Source organism: Agrococcus sp. GCM10030265, from assembly GCF_042666675.1.
GTDB lineage: Bacteria > Actinomycetota > Actinomycetes > Actinomycetales > Microbacteriaceae > Agrococcus.
The window spans coordinates 184,226-205,850 of sequence record NZ_JBHTCZ010000004.1 but is presented as its reverse complement, the minus strand read 5'-3'; the positions used below and the strand labels follow the sequence as shown (position 1 = coordinate 205,850).

Here is a 21,625-nt window from a genome sequence, read left to right as displayed (position 1 = left end):
GGTCGGATGCGTCAGCGTCCGGCCGCCTCGTCCTCGTCCGATGCCGATGCGGCGTCGTCCGCGGTGGCGAGCGCGTCGTCGACGTCGACGCCGTCCTGCTCGTCGCCGGCCGCGAGGTCGCCCTCGTCGAAGTCGTCGAAGTCGTCGCCCTCGGACTCGTCGTCCGACTCCTCGTCGTCGGCGTCGTCGTCGTCCGCGTCGTCGTCGTCCTCGGCCTGCGCGGCCTCCTTCGCGGCGAGGTAGTCGGCGAGCCGGTCGGCCCACGGCACCCAGTCGGGGGCGACGAGCGAGCCCTCGCCCGGCAGCAGCGCGACCTCGAGCACCGTCTGCGCACCGGCGTCGTCGGTCGCGAGCGTCACGGTCCACAGCCAGTCCGGGTAGCCCGCGAGCAGCGACTGGTAGCGCAGCGCGAGCACGCCCTGCTCGTCGGCGGCGTCGACGACGTCGCCCACGGCACCCGCGGGCGCGATCTCGTCGAGCGCGGCCTCGGCGAGGCGCAGGGCCTCCTGGCTCGGCACGATGGCCATCACGCCTCCAGGTCGTCGGCGACGCGACGCAGCACGGTCGCGACCTTGCGTGCCTGGTCCGGGCTCGGGTAGCGGCCGTGCCGCATGCCCTCGCCGACGCCGTCGAGCAGCTTCACGAGGTCCTCGACGATCACCGCCATGTCCTCGCTCGAGCGGCGCGACTGCCGCACGGCGGACACCGCGGGTGCGTCGAGCACGCGCAGCGACAGCGCCTGGGCGCCGCGGCGCCCCTCGGCGACGCCGTACTCGACGCGCGTGCCGCCCTTCAGCGTCGCGCCGTCGGGCACGGCGGAGGCGTGGACGAACACCTCGACGCCATCGTCTCCGGCGATGAAGCCGAAGCCCTTGTCCTCGTCGAAGAACTTGACCTTGCCAGTGGGCACGATGCTCCCTTGATGTGCGTGGGTGGTGCGGACCCCAGGCTATCGCCCGCTGGTAGTCTCGACGGATGCCCAGCACGCGTGCAGGCGGCGCCCGCGCCGACATCATCGGCACGATCGAGCGCATCCTCGCGATCGCCGCCGCGACGCTCGTCGGCGCCGCGCTGCTCGGATTCGTCGTGACGCTCGCGCAGATCGCCCTGCGGTCGACGTGGACGTGGCTCGACGAGGGGCCGTGGCCGTACGCGTTCGCGATCCCCGTGGTCGCGCTGCCGCTCGGGCTGCTGTGCGTCATCGCGCTGCTCGTGCTCTCCGCGGTGCGCAAGGGACGCGGTCGGGGCTGACGTGCCGACGACGGTCGAGCTCGCCGGAGCGCTGCAGGCGCTGAGCGACGACGCCCTCGACGCCCTCGTGCGGACGCGGCACGTGCCGCAGCACGTCGCCTCCTACTTCGACGTGGCCGAGCAGCTGCGCCGCCCCGAGTCGGTCGCCGCGGCGCTCGAGGGCGTGCGCGACGACGAGCTGGTCGCGCTCGCGACCGGGGCGACGACGCCCCGGCTCGACGCGCTCGGCCTCGGCGTCGCGGGCGTCGCGCTCGACGAGGCCCGCAGGCAGGCGGCCGCTGCGCCCGCAGGCGAGGGGGCGCGCGAGACGCCCACAGCCTCCCCCGACGACGCACGGGCCGCGGAGCGCGCGTTCGCGACGGTGCTGCTCGTCGGCGAGGTCGTGCGCGCCGCGCTCGAGCAGCCCATCCAGATGCTGGCGCGCGGCGCCGTCGCCATGGCGGATGCGCGCAGGCTCGCGGAGGCGCTCGCGACCGACGCCGATGCCGTGCTCGACGCCGTCGCCATCGCGCGCGCGGCCGGCCTGCTCGCGGTGCGCGACGCCGCGCTCGTGGCGTCGACGGCTGCGGAGGGCTGGCTGGGCGCTCCCCTGCCCGCGCGCTGGCTGCGACTGCGCGACGGCTGGCTCGCCGCGATCGAGTGGGCCGAGCGCGCCGTGGCGACCGCGCCCGACGCCGCGCCCGCCGCCGCGCGATTCCCGCTCGCGGGCGCCGCGACGCTCGAGCGCCTCGCCACCGCCGCGGCGCGGGCGGCGCGCCTCGGCATCCGCGACGGGGCCGCCACGTCGCTCGCGGGCGACGGCGCCGACGCCGTGCTCGACGCGCTCGTGCCCCACGAGATCGATCGCGCCTACGTGCAGCCCGACCTCTCGATCGTCGTGCCCGGTCCCCTCCAGCCCGCGCTCGAGTCCCGCGTGCGCCTCGTCGCCGACCTCGAGCAGCGCGGCACGGCCTCGACGTACCGCATGTCGCTCGCATCGCTGTCGCGCGGCCTCGCAGCCGGCGAGGACGAGGCGAGCATCCTCGGGCTGCTCGATGCCATCTCCCTCACGGGCGTGCCGCAGCCCGTCGCCTACCTCGTGCGCGACGCCGCCGCGCGCTTCGGATCCGTGCGCGTGCTCGCGCTCGCCGACGGCCCCGACCGCACGGCGGTGCGCGCGGAGCCGGCGCTCATCGCCGAGCTCGCCGTCGACCACGGGCTCGCGCCGCTGCGGATGCGCGAGGAGAGCCCGCGCAGGCTCGTCACGCGCGCCGAGCCCGCGATGGTGCTCGCCGCGCTGCGTGCGCGCCGCTACCCCGCCGCCGTCGAGGACGCCGAGGGCGAGCTGCTCGCGCCCGCTCGCCACGTCGCCGAGGTGCTCGCGCCGCCGCCGACGCCGCTCGTGCAGCGGCTGCGCGGCTCGGGCTTCGACGTCGGCGGCGAGGAGCGCGCGTGGCTCGAGCGTCGGCTGCAGGTCGCGGCCCGCGAGCGGGTGAGCGTGCAGGTGCGCGTCGACGTCGGCGGCGAGGAGCGCGAGCTCGCGCTGCTGCCCCTCGGCGTCGCGAACGGCAGGCTGCGCGCCCGCGACCTCGCGAGCGACGTCGAGCGCACGCTGCCCGTCACCGCCATCACGCATCTCACCGGCGTGCCGTGACGCATAGCCGACGGGGCTAGGCTCGACGGTCGTGAACGACGGCCCGTTGATCGTGCAGAGCGACCGAACCGTGCTGCTCGAGGTCGCGCATCCCGCCGCTGCGGACGCGCGGCACGAGCTCGCGGTCTTCGCCGAGCTCGAGCGCGCACCCGAGCACATCCACACGTACCGCATCACGCAGCTCGGGCTGTGGAACGCCCGTGCGGCCGGCCACACGGCCGACGAGATGCTCGGCACGCTCGAGCGCCACGCGCGCTTCCCCGTGCCGTCGGCGGTCGCGCTCGACATGCGCGAGACCGTGAGCCGCTACGGCCGCCTCACGATCGACCGCGACGACGAGGGCCTGCGGCTCGTGAGCGAGGACCGGCCCGTGCTCGCCGAGGTGCGGCGCTCGAAGCGCATCGCGCCGCTCCTCGCCGAGGACGTGCCCGGCGGCATCCGCGTCGTCGACTGGGCGCGCGGCCAGCTGAAGCAGGAGCTCGTGAAGATCGGCTGGCCCGCGGAGGACCTCGCGGGGTTCACGCCCGGCACGCCGTTCGACATCGAGCTCGTCGAGGACGGCTGGGAGCTGCGGCCGTACCAGCAGGATGCCGTGCGGCACTTCGCCGACGCCGGCTCGGGCGTCGTCGTGCTGCCGTGCGGCGCCGGCAAGACGCTCGTGGGCGCGGCGGCGATGGCCGCGACCGACACGACGACCCTCATCCTCGTGACGAACACCGTCTCCGCACGGCAGTGGCGCAGCGAGCTCCTCGCCCGCACGAGCCTCACCGAGGACGACATCGGCGAGTACTCGGGCCAGTCGAAGGAGATCCGGCCCGTCACGATCGCGACGTACCAGATCCTCACCGCGAAGCGCGGCGGCGAGCTCGCGCACCTGCGCGTGCTCGACGCGCTCGACTGGGGGCTCGTCGTGTACGACGAGGTGCACCTGCTGCCCGCGCCGGTGTTCAAGCTCACCGCCGACCTGCAGGCGCGCCGCAGGCTCGGCCTCACGGCGACGCTCGTGCGCGAGGACGGCCGCGAGTCCGACGTCTTCAGCCTCATCGGCCCCAAGCGCTTCGACGCGCCGTGGAAGGAGATCGAGGCCCAGGGCTTCATCGCGCCCGCGCAGTGCTACGAGGTGCGCATCGACCTCACCGAGTCCGAGCGGCTCGAGTACGCGGCGAGCGCCGACCGCGAGCGCTACCGCATCGCGGCGTCGAGCCCGGCGAAGGTCACGATCGCCCAGCGCATCCTGCGCAGGCACGAGGGCGAGCAGACGCTCGTCATCGGGCAGTACCTCGACCAGCTCGACACGCTCGCCGAGGCGCTCGACGCGCCCCTCATCACGGGGCAGACGCCCGTCGACGAGCGCGAGAGCCTCTTCCAGGGCTTCCGCGACGGCACGATCGCGACGCTCGTCGTGTCGAAGGTCGCGAACTTCTCGGTCGACCTGCCGGATGCGTCGGTCGCGATCCAGGTCTCGGGCTCGTTCGGCTCGCGGCAGGAGGAGGCGCAGCGCCTCGGACGACTGCTGCGCCCCAAGTCCGGTGGGGGCACGGCCTCGTTCTACACGCTCGTCGCGCGCGACACGATCGACCAGGACTTCGCGCTCGGGCGCCAGCGCTTCCTCGCCGAGCAGGGCTACGCGTACGAGATCCTCGACGCAGCCGACCTCTGAGCCTCGCGGCACCACGACCTCGTCCCCCGACGGCGTGGTGTCCAGGAAGCGATCAGGCGACGGTCAGAGACTGAGGGCATGACTGACGCCGCCCCCAAGATCCTGGTCGTCGACGACGAGCCCCACATCCGCGACCTGCTGACGACGAGCCTCCGCTTCAGCGGCTTCGACGTGCGATCCGTCGGCGCCGGCGCGGCGGCGATCTCGGCGGTGCTCGAGGAGGAGCCCGACCTCATCCTGCTCGACGTCATGCTCCCCGACATCAACGGCTTCGGCGTCACGAAGCGCCTGCGCGCATCGGGCTTCACGTCGCCCATCCTCTTCCTCACCGCGAAGGACGACACCGACGACAAGGTCACGGGCCTCACCGTCGGCGGCGACGACTACGTCACGAAGCCCTTCTCGCTCGACGAGATCATCGCGCGCATCAAGGCCATCCTCCGCCGCACCCGCGCCGAGGACGACGACGCGACGCTGCGCATCGGCGAGGTCGTCATGAACCAGGACACGCACGAGGTCACGGTCGCCGACGAGGAGATCGAGCTCTCCCCCACCGAGTTCAAGCTGCTGCGCTACCTCATGCTCAACCCCAACCGCGTGCTGTCGAAGACCCAGATCCTCGACCACGTCTGGGAGTACGACTTCAACGGCGACGTCGGCATCGTCGAGTCGTACATCTCGTACCTGCGCCGCAAGGTCGATGGCCACACCAGCGAGCCGATGATCATCACGAAGCGCGGCTTCGGGTACATGCTCAAGGCCCCGAAGTCCGCGTAGTCGCGTGCGTTCGCTGCGCACGCGCCTCGGCAGCGTCTCGCTCGCAGCCAGGATCACCATCCTGATCGTCGTCGTCATGACGATCGGCCTGCTCATCGCGGGCCTCGGCACGATGACCGTCGTGCGCCAGTCGCTGCTCGACGGCACCGACCGCGACCTCAGCTACGCGCTGCAGACGTACGACGACCTCGACCTCGAGAGCCTCGACGACGTGGGCTCGCGCCAATGCGAGCTCGAGCAGGAGATCCCGAACACCTACTACATCGCGATCCTCGACGCCCGAGGCTCGGTGACGTGCCGCAACAACCCCGGCGGAGCGTCGCAGAACCTCCCCGACCTCGACGGCGTCTCGCTCGCCTACGTCGCGACCGACGATCGCCCGTTCAGCGTGCCGAGCCACAACCGCGAGAGCAGCTGGCGGATCGACGTGCTGCCGCTCGTCGTCGACGAGCGCGGCGAGATCGCGACGCTCGTCGTCGCCGTCGGCCTCGACCGCGTCGAGAACACCTGGCGCTCGTTCGTCATCGTGTTCGCAGGCTTCGCCCTGCTCGCCGTGCTGCTGAGCGCCGCGTTCACGCGCGTGCTCGTCGACACGGCGCTGCGGCAGCTGCGCACGGTCGCGCAGGTCGCCGAGCGCTTCGCCGACGGCGACTACGAGACGCGCCTCGACGCGGGCGACCCTCGCACCGAGGTCGGAAGCCTGCGCCAGTCGCTGAACGGCATGCTCGCGCGCGTCGAGACGGCCCTCGAGGAGCGCGACGAGTCGGTGACGCAGATGCGGCAGTTCGTGGGCGATGCGAGCCACGAGCTGCGCACGCCGCTCGTGTCGGTGCGCGGCTACGCCGAGCTGTACCGCATGGGGGCGATCCAGCGCCCCGAGGACGTCGCGAGCGCCATGGATCGCATCGAGCGCGAGGCGAAGCGCATGGGCACCCTCGTGGAGGACCTGCTGACGCTCGCGCGCCTCGACGAGCGTCGCCCGCTGCAGCTGCGGCCGCTCGACCTCGTGCCCCTGATCCACGACGCCGTGCTCGACGCTCGCGTGTCGGCGAAGGATCGCACGTTCGGGGCGCTCTCGATCGACCCCGACGCGCAGACGATCGTCGACGCGGGCTCGGCACCCGGCGAGGTCTTCGCGCCGCCGCCCGTCGCGCCGCCCGCGGTCGTGCTCGCCGACGAGAACTCGATGCGACAGGTCATCGCGAACCTCGTGGGCAACGCCCTGCGCTACACGGCCGACGGCACGCCCATCGAGCTCGGCGTCGGCGTCTCGTGGCGTCGACGCGAGGCCGTGCTGCACGTCATCGACCACGGCGAGGGCGTCGCGCCGCCGCTGCGGCGCAAGATCTTCCAGCGGTTCTACCGCGCCGACAAGTCGCGTGCGCGCGACACGGGCGGATCGGGCCTCGGCCTCGCGATCGTGCAGGGCATCGTCGCGGCGCACGGCGGGCGCATCGACGTCGTCGAGACGCAGGGCGGCGGCGCGACCTTCCGCATCGCGCTCCCGCTCGCGGGCGACGCCGCGCTCCTCGAGCTGACGGAGCGCATCCGTCCCGACCAGGCGACGACCACGACGAGCCCTCCCCAGCGCGCCCGTCGCGACCACGACGACGAGGCATCCGACGCCTAGCCTCGCCACACCCCGGCTCGACCGGGACAGCGAGGAGGAACGATGACCAGGTACGTCGTCGACAGCGACGCCATCGACGCGGCGCGCGCGGCAGCGCACGCCACCGTGGGCCGCATCCAGACCGACTGCGCAGCCCTGCACGGGCAGCTGCAGGCCCTGCAGGACTCGTGGAGCGGCGGCGCATCGGCCGCGTTCCAGGGGTGCGCCACCGACTGGCGGGCGACGCAGCAGCGCGTCGAGGAGTCGCTGCGGCAGATCACCATCGCGCTGCAGACCGCGAGCCAGCAGTACACCGACGTCGAGTCGGCCAACATGCGGCTCTTCGCCGTGTGACTCCGCCCCGGTCGCGGGCCGCAGGGCCGCCGCGGCCAGGACGCGGGAAGGGCCCCGAGCAGCTGCTCGGGGCCCTTCGTCGTGCGCCCTGCGGACGCGCTGTCGTGCTGGACTCAGAAGTCCATGCCACCCGTGGGGTCGCCAGCGGGCATCGGGTTCTTCTCGGGCTTGTCGGCGACGACGACCTCGGTCGTGAGGAAGAGGCCGGCGATCGACGCGGCGTTCTGCAGCGCCGAGCGCGTGACCTTCACCGGGTCGGCGATGCCGGCGGCGAGCATGTCGACGTACTCGCCGGTCGCGGCGTTGAGGCCGTGACCCGGCTCGAGCGAGCGCACCTTCTCGACCACGACGCCGGGCTCGAGGCCCGCGTTGAGGGCGATCTGCTTCAGCGGCGCGTCGATCGCGACGCGCACGATGTTCGCACCCGTCGCCTCGTCGCCCGTGAGCTCGAGGGTCTCGAACGCAGCCTTGCCGGCCTGGATGAGCGCGACGCCACCACCGGCGACGATGCCCTCCTCGACGGCGGCCTTCGCGTTGCGCACGGCGTCCTCGATGCGGTGCTTGCGCTCCTTGAGCTCGACCTCGGTCGCGGCACCCGCCTTGATGACGGCGACGCCGCCTGCGAGCTTCGCGAGGCGCTCCTGGAGCTTCTCGCGGTCGTAGTCCGAGTCGGTCGCGTCGATCTCGGAGCGGATCTGGCGCACGCGGCCTGCGATGGCCTCTGCGTCGCCCGCACCCTCGACGATCGTCGTCTCGTCCTTCGTGATGACGACCTTGCGCGCACGGCCGAGCTGCGAGAGCTGCACGCCCTCGAGCTTGAGGCCGAGCTCCTCGGAGATGACCTCGCCGCCCGTGAGGATGGCGATGTCGGCCAGCTGCGCCTTGCGGCGGTCGCCGAAGCCGGGAGCCTTGACGGCGACCGACTTGAAGATGCCGCGGATCTTGTTCACGACGAGCGTCGCGAGCGCCTCGCCGTCGACGTCCTCGGCGATGATGACGAGCTGCTTGCCCGCCTGGATCACCTGGTCGACGATCGGGAGGAGGTCCTTGATCGCCGAGATCTTCTGGTTGGCGATGAGGATGTAGGCGTCCTCGAACACCGTCTCCTGGCGGTCGGGGTCGGTGACGAAGTACTGCGACAGGAAGCCCTTGTCGAAGCGCATGCCCTCGGTGAGCTCGAGCTCGGTGCCGTAGGTGTTCGACTCCTCGACGGTGACGACCCCCTCCTTGCCGACCTTGTCGATCGCCTCGGCGATGAGCTTGCCGATCTCGGGGTCGGCGGCCGAGATGGATGCCGTCGCGGCGATCTCCTCGGTCGTCTCGATGTCCTTCGCGTGGGCCACGAGCTGCTCGGAGACCGCTGCGGTCGCCTTCTCGATGCCGCGCTTGAGGCTGATGGGGTCGGCGCCGGCCGCCACGTTGCGGAGGCCCTCGCGGACGAGCGCCTGCGCGAGCACCGTCGCGGTCGTCGTGCCGTCGCCTGCGACGTCGTCGGTCTTCTTCGCGACCTCCTTGACGAGCTCCGCGCCGATCTTCTCGTACGGGTCGTCGAGCTCGATCTCCTTCGCGATCGACACACCGTCGTTCGTGATGGTGGGGGCGCCCCACTTCTTCTCGAGCACGACGTTGCGGCCGCGCGGGCCGAGGGTGACGCGCACCGCGTCGGCGAGCGTGTTCAGACCACGCTCGAGGCCGCGGCGGGCCTCCTCGTCGAATGCGATCATCTTTGCCATTGAGTCTCGTCCCTCCTGGACACGTCGACACGTCTGCTGGCACTCGACGGTCGCGAGTGCCAGGGACGAGTCTGGCACTCAGGGCACGCGAGTGCAAGCGAGCGCGACGCGCTGCGCCGCGGTGCGCCGACCGCTCAGCCGACCGCGATCGAGCCGTCGCTCGGCACGAGCTCGACCCACGTGTTGCCCGGCGTGAGGGTGACGGGCTGGCCCGCGGCGTCCGTGAGCCGGATGGGCGTCGTCATGTCGGGCTTCGACCATTCGACCGCGATGGTCGTGCAGCCGCTCTGCACGACGCCGGTGCCGTTCGTGCCGGCGAGCATCGTCTCGGGCACGCCACCGTTGTTGCGGATCTGCACGCTGAGCACGACGACGTTCGCAGCGCTCAGCTGCCCGCCGCCCGCCGCCATGTCGGCGGCTCCGTTCTGCCACCGCAGCCACCGGCCCGTGCCCGCGTCGCATCCCCACTGGCGCGACTGCGACGGCGAGAACCCGAGGTCGAGGCGCGCGGCGGGCGCGCCCGCCGCCTGCGACGACGGCGCAGCGCCGTCGACGGGGTAGGCGAAGTGCTGCTGGGGTGCTGCGATCGACGCGTTGTCGGCGAGCAGCTGCCGTGCGTTCAGGATGACGTTGTGCGGCGCGGCGCGATCGCCCGAGCGGAAGAAGTAGCCGTCGTAGGCACCGCCGTGGACGACGTTCGGCAGACCCGTCGCGGCCATGGCGTCGACGAAGGGCTGCTGCCCGCCCGAGTAGGCCACCATCCCGCCCAGCGGCGAGATGATCGCCGGATCCATCGGGCGGATCGAGCGCACGGGGCCGACCTGCTCGGGCACGGTCGAGTGCCAGACGGCGACGTAGCGCGTCATGCCGCCCTCGACGAGCTCCTCGAAGACGATGTCGGTCGCCTCGAGGCCGATCTGGGGCTGGGCGGCCGGGTGGTCGTCGATCTTCGCGGCGAGCGCCGGGCCCGCGACCGCCGTCTCGACCTCGATGCCCGTGAGCGGCTGCAGGATGGGCTCGGGCTCGGGCGCCGGGCTGGGCGTCGGCGACGCCGTCTCGGTCGCGCTCGGCGTCGGCGACGGCTCAGGGTCGCCGGCGCACGCGGTGAGGACGCCGGCCGCCACGAGGAGGATCGCGGCGGCGTGGGCCGCCCTGGTCGGGCGCGTGGCGGTGCGTGCTCGCATGCACGCCAGGGTAGGTGCCCCATGGCGCCGCCGGCTGCGAGGCTCGCCGAGGGCGACGGCAAGCGCCGACGAGCGGCACGCCCGGCGCGCCGAGCGGGCCTCGGCCGCTAGGGCGTGGGCGACGGCGCGGGCTCGTCGCTCGCGCCGACGATGACCGTGAGGGTCGAGCCCGACAGCGGCTCGGCGGTCGCCTCGGTGGCGTCGGTGCCGAGGGTCTGCGCGAGACCGAGGGCGTACGGCTCGAGGTCGCCCTGGTAGTAGACGGTCGAGGACTCGCGCCCCTCGCTCGCGTCGGCGACCGCGACGACGGGCCAGCCCGCCGCCTGCAGCGCCGCCGACACCTCCTGGCCGCGGCCCGCCCCGGATGCGTCGAGGATCGTCACGGTCGTGCCCTCGGGCAGCGCAGCAGGGTCGGTGACCGCCTCGGGCCCTGCGACCTCGGTCGTCTCGATGCCTCCGACGCGCAGCAGCTGCAGCATGCCGAGCCCTCCGACCGTGAGCACGACCGCCGCCGCCGCGGCCACGATCGCCGTCATCCACCAGCGCCACCACGAGCGCTCGGGCAGGCGATGCACGCCGACGCGGCCGAGGCGCGGCGGATGGTCGAAGCGGTCGGTCACGACGTCTCCCCGCGGTCGCGGATGCGCTGCAGCCTGCGCACGAGCAGGGCGTCGTATCGCAGGGCGGCCTCCGTGTCGATCAGCGCGTTCAGCAGCTGGTAGTAGCGGGTCGTGGACCATCCGAACCGGGAGCGGATCGCCCCCGCCTTCGCGCCGGCGTGCGTGCGCGAGGACGCCTCGAAGTCGAGGATCGAGCGTTGCAGCGCCGTCAGGGCGACGGCGTCCTCCGGCTCGGACATGACCCCCGAGCATACCTTCGCCCTCGGCGTATCGTCGCGCGCGCCCGCGAGCGCTCGTGCGGCGTAGCATCGAGGACATGAGCGACTTCGAGGCGACGACCGACGACCAGTGGCGACAGCGGCTGTCGCCGGAGGCCTACAAGGTGCTCCGCGAGGCGGGCACCGAGCGTCCCTGGACGGGTGCGCTGCTCGACGAGCAGCGCCACGGCGTCTACTCCTGCGGCGCATGCGGCCAGGAGCTCTTCAGCGACGAGGTGAAGTTCGACTCCGGATGCGGCTGGCCGAGCTTCTACCAGGCAGACCCGGGCGCCGTGACCCTCATCGAGGACCGCTCGCTGGGCATGGTGCGCACCGAGGTGCGATGCTCGCGCTGCGGCAGCCACCTGGGCCACGTCTTCGACGACGCCCCGCAGACGCCGACGGGCGACCGCTTCTGCATGAACTCCGTCGCGATGGACTTCACGCCGAAGGGCTGATCCCGCCCCTACCACGACGACGCCGCGCCCATCGGGCGCGGCGTCTCGTCATGCGGGGCGCGGTCGACGCCGCATGGTCGACACGGCGACGCCCGCGATCGCGAGGCCGGCGCCGACGTACGACAGGACCGAGACGGGATGCCCCGCCGTCGGTGCGACGAGGTCGAGCACCAGCGCCATGACGACCTGGCCCGCGATCGAGGCGAGCCCGAGCGCGAGCACGCCGATGCGATGCACGGCGACGGCGGCGACCGCGATGAAGAGGCAGCCGAGCGGGCCGCCGAGGTACAGCCACCACTCGACCGGCAGCGGCTGCAGCTCGAGCCCGCCTGCGACGCGGACGACGACGACGAGCGCGAGCGCGAGCGTGCCGACGAGGAAGTTCGACGTCGTCTGCGTGAGCGCGGAGCGCGTGTGGTGCTGCACCTGCCCCGCGAAGGCCTGCTGCAGCGCGATGAGCATGCCCGCGACGAGCGGCAGCAGCACGAGCAGGATCGACGACGACGCGAAGCCGCCCGCCGCCGCCCCCGTCGCGACGGCTGCGATCGTCACGAGGGCGCCGAGCACGCGCTGCGGCGTGACGCGCTTCGCCGCGAGCACGCCGATGCCCATGCGGTCGACGAGGATGCCCGAGAGCGTCTGGCCGGCGACGATGCCGACCGTGAAGAGCGCGACGCCGAGCGTCGGCACCGCGAGCCCCTGCGAGGCGACGACGACGGCGCCGAACAGGCCCGTGAGCGCGTACCACCAGCGCAGCCTGCCCTCGCGCAGCGCGGCGAGCATCCGCGCGGCGCCGGCGCGGCCGGACGGCAGCGCGATCGTCAGGGAGCCGACGAGCGCGAGGCCGACGCCGAACGAGACGAGGGCCGCCGCGATGCCGTCGCCGACGCGGACGGCGAGCTCGCCGTTGATGCGGCTCTGAGCCGCCATCGCCATGCCGCCGACGAAGGCGGCGAGGACCCATACGAGACGCACCGACCCAGCCTAGGCGTGGCAGGATGCTGCGAGCGCCCCTGTAGCTCACCAGGTAGAGCATCGCACTTGTAATGCGGAGGTAGCCGGTTCGAGTCCGGCCGGGGGCTCGGCCTGGGCGCGCGCCGCGCGCCCGCGCGTCAGCCCTCGGCGACGAAGGCGGCGAACGCCGCCGGGTCGCTCACGTCTCCCGCGAACAGCCTGTCGTCCACGAAGACGCTCGGCACGCCGCGCAGCGGCGAGCCGTCGGGCAGCGGGTCGGCGAGCGCCCGCTCGGTCGCGTGCCGCGCCCACCATGCGAACGTGCCGTCGCGCACGCAGTCGGATGCGCCGGACGACGCGTCGTCGGCGAGCGCGAGCACCCGCTCGGCGTCGAGGTCGACGTTCGCCTCGAGCATCGCCTGCAGCAGCGGCAGGGCCGCGTCGGGATCGGCGTCCGCGACGCAGGCGATGGCGGTGACGCCCAACGATGCGGCGTAGCCGTTCTCGATGGCGTCGTCGAGCGCGACCGGCCGGTAGACGATCGTCGCCGTGCCGTCCGCCGCCCAGGCCGCGAGCTGGTCGCGGTTCGCGGCCTCGAAGCGCGCGCAGTACTCGCACGTCGGGTCGACGACGACCGTGATCACCGTGCCCTCGGCGGGCACCTCCCCCGGCTCGCCGTCGGCGGGCACGGGAGGCTGGGCGACGACGCCCGACGCGTCGACCACGAGCGCGTCGGCGAGGTTCGCAGGTCCGTCGGCGGGATCGAGCGCCCACAGCTCGCCGCCGAGCGACGACTGCAGCGCGGCGACCTGCGGATCCTGCACGATCCAGCGACCCGATGCGAGCACGGGGACGTCGCGCAGCAGCGCACCCGTGCGCAGCTGCGCGGCCTGCGCCTCGTCGGTGGCGAGCGTCAGCACCGTGTCGGTGCCGCACGTCGCCACCGCCGGGGCGTCGTCGCCATCGCGGTACTGCTCGACGAGGTCCTCGCACGCGCCGCCCGCGTCGAGGTACGCGGCCGAGAGCTCGCCGAGCGTCTGCGGCTCGGAGGGCGCGTCGGCCTGCGCGCACCCTGCGAGCAGCAGCAGCGCGGTGCACCCGGTGAGCCAGGTGCGCACGCGCATCAGCCCTCCGACGGCTCGGGCGTCGACTCGGACTCGCTGGGCGCCGGCGACTCGTCGCCGCCGGAGCCGCCGCCGACCTGGCCGAGCGCCGCCTGCACGAAGGCCGTGAACGACGCGGCGTCGCTGGGCTGGCCGCGGTACTGCTCGCCGTCGACGATGACGGTGGGCGTGCCCGTGATCTCCATGCCGTCCTCGCCGGACGGGCCCGGCTCGAGCTGGGCGTCCTGCGTGGCGCGCTCGACCCATCCCTCGAACTGCACCGACTCGATGCACTCCGAGAACGCGGCGTCGGTGTCGACGCCCGCCTGGCCCGCGATGTCGATGAGCTCGGCGTCGGTGAGGCCCTCGGTGTTCTCGGCCGGCTGGTTCTCGTACATCAGCCGGTTCCAGTCGTGGAACGCGTCGGGGGCGGCCTCGGCGACGCACGCCGCCGCGTTCGCCGCGCGCGTCGAGTACTGCTCGCCGAGCGAGAGGCGGTCGAGGAACGAGACCGGGTGGTACTCGATCGTCGCGACGCCGTCCTCGAGGAGGCCGTCGATGTACTCGCCGTTCGCCGTCTCGAACTCGCCGCAGAACGGGCAGAGGTAGTCCTGGTAGACGCGGATCTGCACGACGTCGTCGCGCTCCTCCGTCGCCACGGGGGGCTCGTCGGCGGCGACGGCGGGCGTCGTCTCGGCCGTGAAGCCCTGCCCGATCACGATGCCGTCGGACGCCATGTTCTCGGGTCCGGGCCCCGGCGGGCGGATGGCGTTCACGATCACGAGCGTGACGATCGCGACGAGCGCGAGGGCGCCGATCAGGATGCCGCCGATCGTGAGGCCCTTGGTCAGCCGCTCGCGGCGCTGTCGCTGCTGCTGCTGGAGCCTCGCGGTCTCGCGCGCCTGCGTGCGCCGCTCGTTCTTGGTGAGTCGTCGATCGTTCGTCATCGGTCCTCGTCGGTGTCGTGGGGCCGTGGGACAGGATACGGGCGATCGCTATGAAGTTGCGCCAGGCCTGTGCCAGAGTGTTCGGCACACGGGACTACGAGGTCCCGCTTCCATTCACGAAGGATCGTCCGGCACGTACCTGCCGGTGAAGGAGGATGACGATGGCGTCCGTCACGTTCGACAAGGCAACCCGTCTCTACCCGGGTGGCACCCGACCCGCAGTCGATGCGATCGACCTGGAGGTGGCGGACGGCGAGTTCCTCGTCCTCGTCGGCCCCTCGGGATGCGGCAAGTCCACGACCCTGCGCATGCTCGCCGGGCTCGAGGAGGTGAACGACGGTCGCATCCTCATCGGCGACCGCGACGTCACCGACATCCCCCCGAAGGATCGCGACATCGCGATGGTCTTCCAGAACTACGCCCTCTACCCCCACATGACCGTGGCCGAGAACATGGGCTTCGCGCTGAAGATCGCGGGCGTCGGCAAGGACGAGCGCGCCGAGCGCGTGCTCGAGGCCGCGAGGCTGCTCGACCTCGAGCCGTACCTCTCGCGCAAGCCGAAGGCCCTCTCCGGCGGTCAGCGTCAGCGCGTCGCCATGGGTCGCGCCATCGTGCGTCAGCCCCAGGTCTTCCTCATGGACGAGCCGCTGTCGAACCTCGACGCCAAGCTGCGCGTGCAGACGCGCACGCAGATCGCGTCGCTGCAGCGCCGCCTCGGCGTCACGACCGTCTACGTCACGCACGACCAGACCGAGGCCCTCACGATGGGCGACCGCATCGCGGTGCTGAAGGACGGCATCCTGCAGCAGGTCGGCACGCCGCGCGACCTCTACGCGAGCCCCGCGAACGTCTTCGTCGCCGGCTTCATCGGCAGCCCCGCGATGAACCTGCTCCAGCTGCCCACGAACGACCAGGGCATCCTGTTCGGCGACCACGTCGTGCCGATCCCCCGCGAGACGCTCGCGAAGGCGAAGCAGATCACGGTCGGCATCCGCCCCGAGGACCTCACGATCTCGCCGTCGGGCCCCGGCCTGCCGATCAAGGTCGACCTCGTCGAGGAGCTCGGCGCCGACGGCTACCTCTACGGCACCGCGCAGTCGTCGAAGATCGTCGACGTCTCGGAGGCGGTCGACACCGAGGCCGAGGCCACCGACGGCGTGAGCCTCGTCGCCCGCGTCGACGGCCGCAGCCACCCGCACATCGGCGACCAGGTGTTCGCGACGCCCGACGCGACGCATCTGCACCTGTTCGACGCAGCCACGGGCGAGCGCCTCTGAGCAGGCGACGCTGATCGCAGCGGACGGGGCGGGACCGGCATCGGTCCCGCCCCGTCCGTCGTCCGCGGCCCACGGCATCCGCCCGCCTGCGCGCTGTCCTAGGCTCGCAGCATGAGCGGCAACCTGCGCATCACGTCCGCACTCATGGACGGCGCCCTGCTCGAGATGCCCTGGGACCTCCCGCTCGACGAGTGGCCGGACGACGTCGTCGTGACGCTGCCGAAGGGCATCTCGCGCCACCTCGTGCGCTTCGCGCACCTCTCGGGTCGCGTCGTGGCGCTCAAGGAGACGAGCGACGAGATGGCGCGCGGCGAGTACGACATGCTGCGCACGCTGCAGCGCCTGCAGGTGCCGTGCGTCGAGCCGCTCGCGGTCGTCGCCGGCCGCGTCGACGCGGCGGGCGAGCCGCTCGACACCATCCTCGCGACGCGGCACCTGAAGTTCTCGATGCCGTACCGCGCGCTGTACTCGGGCTCGCTGAAGGTCGCGACGGCGCAGCGGCTCGTGGACGCGCTCGCGCTGCTGCTGGTGCGCCTGCACCTCGTGGGCTTCTTCTGGGGCGACGTGTCGCTGTCGAACACGCTCTTCCGACGCGACGCGGGCGCCTTCGCCGCCTACCTCGTCGACGCCGAGACGGGCAAGCTCTACCCCGGCGGGCTGTCGCGCGGGCAGCGCGAGAACGACCTCGAGATCGCGCGCGTCAACATCGCGGGCGAGCTGCTCGACCTGCAGGCGGGCGGGCGCCTCGACGAGGGGCAGGATCCCGTCGACGTCGCCGGCTCGATCGTCGCGCAGTACCGCGAGCTGTGGGCGCAGCTCACCGACGTCGAGCAGTTCGACCAGGCCGAGCGGTGGCGCATCAACGAGCGCGTCGAGCGTCTGAACGAGCTGGGCTTCGACATCGAGGAGCTGCAGATCCGCACCGATGCCTCCGGCACGAGCGTGCGCATCCAGCCGAAGGTCGTCGACGCCGGGCACCACCACCGCCGGCTGCTGGGGCTCACGGGCCTCGACGCCGAGGAGAACCAGGCGCGGCGCATGCTCAACGACCTCGACCAGTACGCGGCGGCGCAGCGCCGACGCGACGCGGAGGCCGACGACGAGCAGCTCGCGCACGACTGGCTCGTCACGCGCTTCGAGCCGATCGTGCAGGCCGTGCCGCGGCACCTGCGCGGCAAGCTCGAGCCGGCGGAGGTCTTCCACCAGGTGCTCGAGCACCGCTGGTACATCGCCGAGCGCGAGTCGCGCAGCGTGCCCCTCGCCGAGGCCGTGCAGTCGTACGTCGTCGACGTGCTCGAGCACCGTCGCGACGAGGCCGCCGTGCTCGGCGTCACGACGCAGACGGTGCCCATCCCGATCATCGGTCCGAACGGGCAGCCGATCGGCGACGAGGACGTCGAGGTCGACTGGCGCGACCTCGTCTGACGGCGAGCGCACGGATGCGGGCTCGCCCCGCATCCGCCGCGTGGCCGCCCGGCGGCCCGCTGCTCAGGCGCTGCGGCGCTTCGCGACCTCGTAGAGGGTCACCGACGCGGCGATGCCCGCGTTCAGCGACTCGGTCGCCGCCGAGATCGGGATCGACACGATGGCGTCGCACGTCTCGGCCACGAGCCGCGAGAGGCCCTTGCCCTCGCTGCCGACGACGATCGCGAGCGGGCCGTCCGCCAGGTCGAGCTCATGCAGGTTCACGTCGCCGTCGCCGTCGAGGCCGACGACGAAGACGCCCTCGGCCTTCAGCTCCTCGAGCGCACGCGTGAGGTTCGCCGCCATCGCCACCGGCGTGCGCGCCGCGGCGCCCGCCGACGTGCGCCACGCCGACGCCGTGAGCCCCACGGACCGCCGCTGCGGCACGACGACGCCGTGCGCGCCGAACGCCGCGGCCGAGCGGATGATCGCGCCGAGGTTGCGCGGGTCGGTGACGCCGTCGAGCGCGACGATGAGCGCCGGCTCCTTGGCCTTCGCCGCACGGTCGAGCAGGTCGCCGGGGTGCGCGTACTCGTACGGCGGCACCTTGATGGCGATGCCCTGATGCACCGTGTCCGGTCCCGACATGCGGTCGAGCTCGGGGCGCATGACCTCGAGCACGGGGATCTGCCGTGCCGTCGCGGTCTTCAGGATCTCCTGCACGCGCTCGTCGACCTCGATGCGCGCCGCGACGTACAGCGCGGTCGCGGGGATGCGCGTGCGCAGCGCCTCGAGCACGGCGTTGCGGCCCGTGACGAGCTCGGAGTCGTCGCGCGCGCTCGAGGGCTTGCGGTGCCGCGGCGGCTGCGGCGACCCGGCACCGCGGGCCTTCGCGGCAGCGAGCCGCTCCTGCGCCATCTTGCGCTTGCCTGCGGGGTGCCAGGCGCGGTCCTCGGCCTTCGGCGTCGGTCCCTTGCCCTCGAGCGACCGGCGGCCCTTGCCGCCCGTGCCCTTCGTCGCGCCCTTCTTGCCTCGGGGGCGCTGCGGCTTGTTGCTCGTCATGCGATGCTCCAGGTGGTGTCGTCCTTGCCGTCGGCGACCGCGATGCCCGACGACGCGAGGGCGTCTCGGATGCGGTCGGCCGACGCGAAGTCACGGGCGTCGCGCGCGGCGCGACGGTCGGCGATGAGGGTCTCGACGAGGCGGCCGAGCGCGGCCTCCGCCGCGCCGCCGCCCACCGCTCCCCATGCGGGGTCGGTCGGGTCGAGGCCGAGCACGCCGAGCATGCCCCGCACCGCCGACGCTGCCGCGAGCGCCGCATCCGCGTCGCCGGCGTCGATCGCGGCGTTGCCCGCGCGCACGGTGTCGTGCAGCACGGCGACGGCCTGCGGCGTCGACAGGTCGTCGTCCATCGCCGTGGCGAACGCATCCGGCACGCGGCCGAGCGCGACCTCGCCGATGCGCCCGGCGCGCTCGAGGAAGCCCTCGATGCGCGTGAAGGCCGCCTCGGCCTCGGCGAGCGAGCCGTCTGCGAGCACGCCCTCGACCGTGCGAACGTCGATCGCGGAGCGGTAGTGCGGCGTCGCGAGGAAGTAGCGCACCACGATGGGCCGTGCCGACGCGAGCAGCTCGTGGGCGAAGATCGAGTTGCCGAGCGACTTCGACATCTTCTCGCCGTCGACGTTCACGGTGCCGTTGTGGCTCCACACGCTCGCGAACGGCAGCCCGGCCGCCGTCGACTGCGCGAGCTCGTTCTCGTGATGCGGGAAGCGCAGGTCGAGGCCGCCGCCGTGCACGTCGAACGCGTCGCCGAGGTAGCGGCGCGCCATCGCCGAGCACTCGATGTGCCAGCCGGGCCGGCCGTCGCCCCACGGCGACGCCCACGACGCGGACCCCGGCTCGTCGTCCTTGCTCGCCTTCCAGAGCGCGAAGTCGCGCGAGTCGCGCTTGCCGCGCGGGTCGGCGTCGCCGGCGGGCTCGAGATCCTCGAGACGCTGCCGCGTGAGGGCGCCGTACTCGGGCCACGAGCGCACGTCGAAGTAGACGTCGGCCGAGCCGTCGAGCGCCGCGTACGCGTGGCCGCGGTCGACGAGCGTCTGGATGAGCTCCTGCATCTGCGGGATCGACGCCGTCGCACGCGGCTCGTACGTGGGCGGCAGGATGCCGATGGCGCGGTAGGCCGCCGTGAACTCGAGCTCGACGCGGTAGGCGAGCGCGAACCACGCCTCGTCGTCGGTGGCGTTCGCGAGCACCTTGTCGTCGATGTCGGTGACGTTGCGCACGAGGGTCGTGCGCAGCCCGCGGTGCTCGAGCCACCGGCGCCACACGTCGTACGCGAGCGCGCTGCGCAGGTGCCCGACGTGGGGGCTCGACTGCACCGTCGGTCCGCACACGTAGAACGACACCTCGCCCTCGCGCACGGGCACGAGGTCGACGGTGCGCTGCGCGCGCGAGTCGTGGATGCGGATGGTCACCCAGGAAGCCTACGGGGCGCGCTGCGTCGCTGGCGCCGGGCATCGGCGACGGGCCGTAGGATCGGCGCACACCACCACCCCAGGGAGTCCGATGCCGTCCGCCCGCTCGCAGGAGATGCTCGTGCGAGCCGCGACCCTGTACTACATGGACGGGTTGTCGCAGGCGGAGGTCGCCGAGGCGATCGGCGTCTCGCGCTCGAACGTGTCGCGCGTGCTCGCCGAGGCGCGCAAGGCCGGCATCGTCACGATCACGATCACCGACCCGTTCGGCCGCGCCGCCGACCTCGAGCAGCTGCTCGAGCAGCGCTTCGGCCTGCGCGAGGTGCGCGTGGCACGCGGCCCCGACGACGACCTCGGCCGCGTCGGCCTGCTCGGCGCCGAGTGGCTCGAGCGAGAGCTGCCGCACGAGGGCGCGATCGCCCTGTCGTGGGGTGCGAGCGTGCAGGCCGTCGTCGACGCCGTCGAGCCGGGCCGCTCGCGCCCCCGCCTCGAGGTGCTGCCGCTCGTCGGCGGCCTGTCGATCGTCGACTCCGCGCAGGACGGCAACGTGCTCGTGCGCTCGCTGGCGACGCGGCTCGGCGCAGGCCACCGACGCCTGTACGCGCCGGCGGTGGTCGAGTCGGCGACGCTGCGCGACGGCCTGCTGCGAGAGTCGACCATCGGATCCGTGCTCGACTCCGCCGCGAAGGCGCAGATCGCCGTCGTGGGCATCGGCGTCGTCGGCTCCGGAGCGTCCGCCGCGATCGTCGAGTCGACGAACCTCGCGCCCGACGAGCAGGTGGCGTTCGAGGCCTCCGGCGCCGTCGGCGACTGCTGCACCCGCTTCTTCGACGCAGCCGGCCGGCACGTCGACTCCCCCGTCGATCGCCGCGTCGTCGCGATCGAGCTCGACGCGCTCCAGGGCGTCGACACCGTCGTCGCCGTCGCGGTCGGCGCCCGCAAGGCGCCCGCCGTGCGCGCGGCGCTGCGCGGCGGCCTCGCCGACGTGCTCGTGATCGACGAGCCGCTCGCGACCGCGCTGCTCGCCGAGGCGTAGGACTAGCCGGCGAGCAGCGCGTCGAACGCGGCGGCGAGCGCCGCGGGCGTGCGCGCGGCCCGCAGCGACGCATCCCATCCGTCGCGCTGCACGACGTCGACGAGCGCGGCGAGCACCTCGACCTGCGCGTGCGCCTCGGTGACGAGCAGCGCCACGACGACGTCGACGTCGACGCGGTCGTCGGCCGTGCCCATGACGCCGAACGGCACGGGCCGTGCGAGCGTCGCGACCGCGAAGCCCGCCTCGCGCACGTGGGCTGGGTCCGCGTGCGGGATCGCGACGGGCACGAGCGTCGGCAGCCCCGTCGGGAACGCCTCCTCGCGGGCGACGAGCGCATCGGCGAACGACGGCTCCGCATGGCCGGCCGTCGTCGCGAGGCGGGCGAGGTGGCGCAGGACGCCGGCAGCGTCCGTCACGTCGAGGCTCACGGCGCACGCGGCCGGCAGCGCCCGCATCCCCATCGCAGCATCCGTCATCGCAGCCTCCTCATGCACGCCTGACCCCATCTTGGGGCACGGATGTGCGCGTCGCACGCCACGTCGACCGGTTCTGGTGGCAGGATCGACCGCATCCGAACGGAATCATGCGAAGGAGCATCCGTGAGCAAGCGCATCCTCGTCGTCTGCGGCACCGGCGTCGCCACCTCCACGGTCGTCGTGCAGAAGGTGCGCGCGTTCGTCGAGGCGCAGGGCATCGACGCCACCATCACGCAGTGCGCCGTCGCCGACCTCGTCTCCGGCGGCACGAACGCCGACGTCATCGTCGCCACCACCCAGGTGCCCGCGACCGTGCAGGTGCCCGTCGTGCAGGGCCTCCCCTTCCTCACCGGCGTCGGCACCGACGCCGCCCTCGCGCAGCTGCGCGACCACCTCGCCTAGCCGAGGCGCCGCCGCG

Annotated in this window: 23 protein-coding genes and 1 tRNA gene; 12 read left to right on the top strand and 12 right to left on the bottom strand. The window is 73.1% G+C overall.

Annotation, left to right across the window (positions count from 1 at the left end; genetic code table 11):
• Positions 1-11: 11 nt before the first annotated feature.
• Entirely contained in the window at positions 12-527 is a 516-nt protein-coding gene (locus tag ACFQPP_RS12700; RefSeq protein ID WP_376917007.1) for a DUF3027 domain-containing protein, read from the bottom strand.
• Complete coding sequence (locus tag ACFQPP_RS12695) at positions 527-910, bottom strand: cold-shock protein (protein ID WP_376917006.1); 384 nt, start codon at positions 908-910, stop codon at positions 527-529. The genes ACFQPP_RS12700 and ACFQPP_RS12695 overlap by 1 nt, the downstream gene beginning before the upstream one ends.
• A 65-nt stretch (positions 911-975) precedes the next feature.
• On the opposite strand from ACFQPP_RS12695, the gene ACFQPP_RS12690 reads away from it, so the two are divergent.
• The 6 genes from ACFQPP_RS12690 to ACFQPP_RS12665 all read left to right on the top strand — a co-directional run bounded on the left by ACFQPP_RS12690 (position 976) and on the right by ACFQPP_RS12665 (position 7,284).
• Complete coding sequence (locus tag ACFQPP_RS12690; protein ID WP_376917005.1) at positions 976-1,251, top strand: hypothetical protein; 276 nt, start codon at positions 976-978, stop codon at positions 1,249-1,251.
• 1 nt (position 1,252) lies between these two features.
• Entirely contained in the window at positions 1,253-2,884 is a 1,632-nt protein-coding gene (locus ACFQPP_RS12685; protein ID WP_376917004.1) for a helicase-associated domain-containing protein, read from the top strand.
• 31 nt (positions 2,885-2,915) lie between these two features.
• The gene (locus ACFQPP_RS12680) at positions 2,916-4,544 is read left to right on the top strand and encodes a DNA repair helicase XPB (RefSeq protein WP_376917003.1); all 1,629 of its coding nucleotides are present in this window, start codon (positions 2,916-2,918) and stop codon (positions 4,542-4,544) included.
• A 78-nt stretch (positions 4,545-4,622) separates the two neighbouring features.
• Positions 4,623-5,321, top strand: coding sequence for a response regulator transcription factor (locus tag ACFQPP_RS12675; protein ID WP_376917002.1), 699 nt, complete (start codon positions 4,623-4,625; stop codon positions 5,319-5,321).
• 4 nt (positions 5,322-5,325) lie between these two features.
• A complete protein-coding gene (locus ACFQPP_RS12670; RefSeq protein WP_376917001.1) occupies positions 5,326-6,951 on the top strand; it encodes a sensor histidine kinase in 1,626 nt (541 codons plus the stop codon).
• A 42-nt stretch (positions 6,952-6,993) separates the two neighbouring features.
• Positions 6,994-7,284 (top strand): WXG100 family type VII secretion target, encoded by a 291-nt coding sequence (locus ACFQPP_RS12665; RefSeq protein WP_376917000.1) that lies wholly within the window; start codon positions 6,994-6,996, stop codon positions 7,282-7,284.
• A gap of 113 nt (positions 7,285-7,397) precedes the next feature.
• Here the strand turns inward: ACFQPP_RS12665 and groL are convergent, their stop codons facing one another.
• The 4 genes from groL to ACFQPP_RS12645 all read right to left on the bottom strand — a co-directional run bounded on the left by groL (position 7,398) and on the right by ACFQPP_RS12645 (position 11,060).
• Positions 7,398-9,017: a chaperonin GroEL gene (gene groL / locus ACFQPP_RS12660; RefSeq protein WP_376916999.1), complete on the bottom strand. Its 1,620-nt coding sequence runs from the start codon at positions 9,015-9,017 to the stop codon at positions 7,398-7,400.
• Between the two features lie 134 nt (positions 9,018-9,151).
• The gene (locus ACFQPP_RS12655; RefSeq protein WP_376916998.1) at positions 9,152-10,201 is read right to left on the bottom strand and encodes a DUF3048 domain-containing protein; all 1,050 of its coding nucleotides are present in this window, start codon (positions 10,199-10,201) and stop codon (positions 9,152-9,154) included.
• A 107-nt stretch (positions 10,202-10,308) separates the two neighbouring features.
• A complete protein-coding gene (locus ACFQPP_RS12650) occupies positions 10,309-10,821 on the bottom strand; it encodes a LytR C-terminal domain-containing protein (protein WP_376916997.1) in 513 nt (170 codons plus the stop codon).
• The gene (locus ACFQPP_RS12645) at positions 10,818-11,060 is read right to left on the bottom strand and encodes a DUF3263 domain-containing protein (RefSeq protein WP_376916996.1); all 243 of its coding nucleotides are present in this window, start codon (positions 11,058-11,060) and stop codon (positions 10,818-10,820) included. The genes ACFQPP_RS12650 and ACFQPP_RS12645 overlap by 4 nt, the downstream gene beginning before the upstream one ends.
• 77 nt (positions 11,061-11,137) lie before the next feature.
• Between ACFQPP_RS12645 and msrB the strand changes: the two genes are divergently transcribed.
• Entirely contained in the window at positions 11,138-11,536 is a 399-nt protein-coding gene (gene msrB, locus ACFQPP_RS12640) for a peptide-methionine (R)-S-oxide reductase MsrB (protein WP_376916995.1), read from the top strand.
• Positions 11,537-11,584: 48 nt separating this feature from the next.
• On the opposite strand, the gene ACFQPP_RS12635 is transcribed toward msrB, so the two are convergent.
• Complete coding sequence (locus tag ACFQPP_RS12635) at positions 11,585-12,511, bottom strand: DMT family transporter (RefSeq protein WP_376916994.1); 927 nt, start codon at positions 12,509-12,511, stop codon at positions 11,585-11,587.
• Positions 12,512-12,545: 34 nt separating this feature from the next.
• Here ACFQPP_RS12635 and ACFQPP_RS12630 point away from each other — a divergent pair.
• Positions 12,546-12,618: transfer RNA gene (locus tag ACFQPP_RS12630), tRNA-Thr, on the top strand.
• A 30-nt stretch (positions 12,619-12,648) separates the two neighbouring features.
• Here ACFQPP_RS12630 and ACFQPP_RS12625 read toward each other — a convergent pair.
• Together ACFQPP_RS12625 and ACFQPP_RS12620 are read right to left on the bottom strand one after the other, a co-directional pair.
• The gene (locus ACFQPP_RS12625; RefSeq protein WP_376916993.1) at positions 12,649-13,614 is read right to left on the bottom strand and encodes a DsbA family protein; all 966 of its coding nucleotides are present in this window, start codon (positions 13,612-13,614) and stop codon (positions 12,649-12,651) included.
• Positions 13,614-14,540: a DsbA family protein gene (locus ACFQPP_RS12620; RefSeq protein ID WP_376916992.1), complete on the bottom strand. Its 927-nt coding sequence runs from the start codon at positions 14,538-14,540 to the stop codon at positions 13,614-13,616. The genes ACFQPP_RS12625 and ACFQPP_RS12620 overlap by 1 nt, the downstream gene beginning before the upstream one ends.
• Before the next feature lie 161 nt (positions 14,541-14,701).
• Between ACFQPP_RS12620 and ACFQPP_RS12615 the strand changes: the two genes are divergently transcribed.
• On the top strand, positions 14,702-15,817 hold the full coding sequence (locus tag ACFQPP_RS12615; protein WP_376916991.1) for an ABC transporter ATP-binding protein: 1,116 nt from the start codon (positions 14,702-14,704) through the stop codon (positions 15,815-15,817).
• A gap of 111 nt (positions 15,818-15,928) precedes the next feature.
• On the top strand, positions 15,929-17,242 hold the full coding sequence (locus ACFQPP_RS12610; protein WP_376916990.1) for a DUF4032 domain-containing protein: 1,314 nt from the start codon (positions 15,929-15,931) through the stop codon (positions 17,240-17,242).
• A gap of 63 nt (positions 17,243-17,305) precedes the next feature.
• Here the strand turns inward: ACFQPP_RS12610 and rlmB are convergent, their stop codons facing one another.
• Entirely contained in the window at positions 17,306-18,283 is a 978-nt protein-coding gene (rlmB, locus tag ACFQPP_RS12605) for a 23S rRNA (guanosine(2251)-2'-O)-methyltransferase RlmB (protein ID WP_376916989.1), read from the bottom strand.
• On the bottom strand, positions 18,280-19,695 hold the full coding sequence (gene cysS, locus ACFQPP_RS12600; RefSeq protein WP_376916988.1) for a cysteine--tRNA ligase: 1,416 nt from the start codon (positions 19,693-19,695) through the stop codon (positions 18,280-18,282). Before cysS ends, rlmB begins: the two co-directional genes overlap by 4 nt.
• A gap of 121 nt (positions 19,696-19,816) precedes the next feature.
• On the opposite strand from cysS, the gene ACFQPP_RS12595 reads away from it, so the two are divergent.
• On the top strand, positions 19,817-20,731 hold the full coding sequence (locus ACFQPP_RS12595) for a sugar-binding transcriptional regulator (protein ID WP_376916987.1): 915 nt from the start codon (positions 19,817-19,819) through the stop codon (positions 20,729-20,731).
• A 2-nt stretch (positions 20,732-20,733) separates the two neighbouring features.
• Here the strand turns inward: ACFQPP_RS12595 and ACFQPP_RS12590 are convergent, their stop codons facing one another.
• Complete coding sequence (locus ACFQPP_RS12590) at positions 20,734-21,207, bottom strand: PTS sugar transporter subunit IIA (RefSeq protein ID WP_376916986.1); 474 nt, start codon at positions 21,205-21,207, stop codon at positions 20,734-20,736.
• A gap of 123 nt (positions 21,208-21,330) precedes the next feature.
• On the opposite strand from ACFQPP_RS12590, the gene ACFQPP_RS12585 reads away from it, so the two are divergent.
• Positions 21,331-21,609, top strand: a complete 279-nt coding sequence (locus ACFQPP_RS12585; RefSeq protein ID WP_376916985.1) for a PTS sugar transporter subunit IIB — start codon at positions 21,331-21,333, stop codon at positions 21,607-21,609.
• The last annotated feature ends 16 nt before the right edge of the window (positions 21,610-21,625 follow it).

Excerpts from the sequence above, each read along its gene's own strand:
- ACFQPP_RS12690 (WP_376917005.1), top strand. The coding sequence starts at position 976 with ATGCCCAGCACGCGTGCAGGCGGCGCCCGCGCCGACATCATCGGCACG.
- ACFQPP_RS12590 (WP_376916986.1), bottom strand. The coding sequence starts at position 21,207 with ATGACGGATGCTGCGATGGGGATGCGGGCGCTGCCGGCCGCGTGCGCC.
- ACFQPP_RS12615 (WP_376916991.1), top strand. The coding sequence starts at position 14,702 with ATGGCGTCCGTCACGTTCGACAAGGCAACCCGTCTCTACCCGGGTGGC.
- ACFQPP_RS12700 (WP_376917007.1), bottom strand. The coding sequence starts at position 527 with ATGGCCATCGTGCCGAGCCAGGAGGCCCTGCGCCTCGCCGAGGCCGCG.
- groL (WP_376916999.1), bottom strand. The coding sequence starts at position 9,017 with ATGGCAAAGATGATCGCATTCGACGAGGAGGCCCGCCGCGGCCTCGAG.
- msrB (WP_376916995.1), top strand. The coding sequence starts at position 11,138 with ATGAGCGACTTCGAGGCGACGACCGACGACCAGTGGCGACAGCGGCTG.
- ACFQPP_RS12625 (WP_376916993.1), bottom strand. The coding sequence starts at position 13,614 with ATGCGCGTGCGCACCTGGCTCACCGGGTGCACCGCGCTGCTGCTGCTC.
- ACFQPP_RS12610 (WP_376916990.1), top strand. The coding sequence starts at position 15,929 with ATGAGCGGCAACCTGCGCATCACGTCCGCACTCATGGACGGCGCCCTG.
- ACFQPP_RS12675 (WP_376917002.1), top strand. The coding sequence starts at position 4,623 with ATGACTGACGCCGCCCCCAAGATCCTGGTCGTCGACGACGAGCCCCAC.
- ACFQPP_RS12655 (WP_376916998.1), bottom strand. The coding sequence starts at position 10,201 with ATGCGAGCACGCACCGCCACGCGCCCGACCAGGGCGGCCCACGCCGCC.
- rlmB (WP_376916989.1), bottom strand. The coding sequence starts at position 18,283 with ATGACGAGCAACAAGCCGCAGCGCCCCCGAGGCAAGAAGGGCGCGACG.
- ACFQPP_RS12620 (WP_376916992.1), bottom strand. The coding sequence starts at position 14,540 with ATGACGAACGATCGACGACTCACCAAGAACGAGCGGCGCACGCAGGCG.
- ACFQPP_RS12645 (WP_376916996.1), bottom strand. The coding sequence starts at position 11,060 with ATGTCCGAGCCGGAGGACGCCGTCGCCCTGACGGCGCTGCAACGCTCG.
- ACFQPP_RS12665 (WP_376917000.1), top strand. The coding sequence starts at position 6,994 with ATGACCAGGTACGTCGTCGACAGCGACGCCATCGACGCGGCGCGCGCG.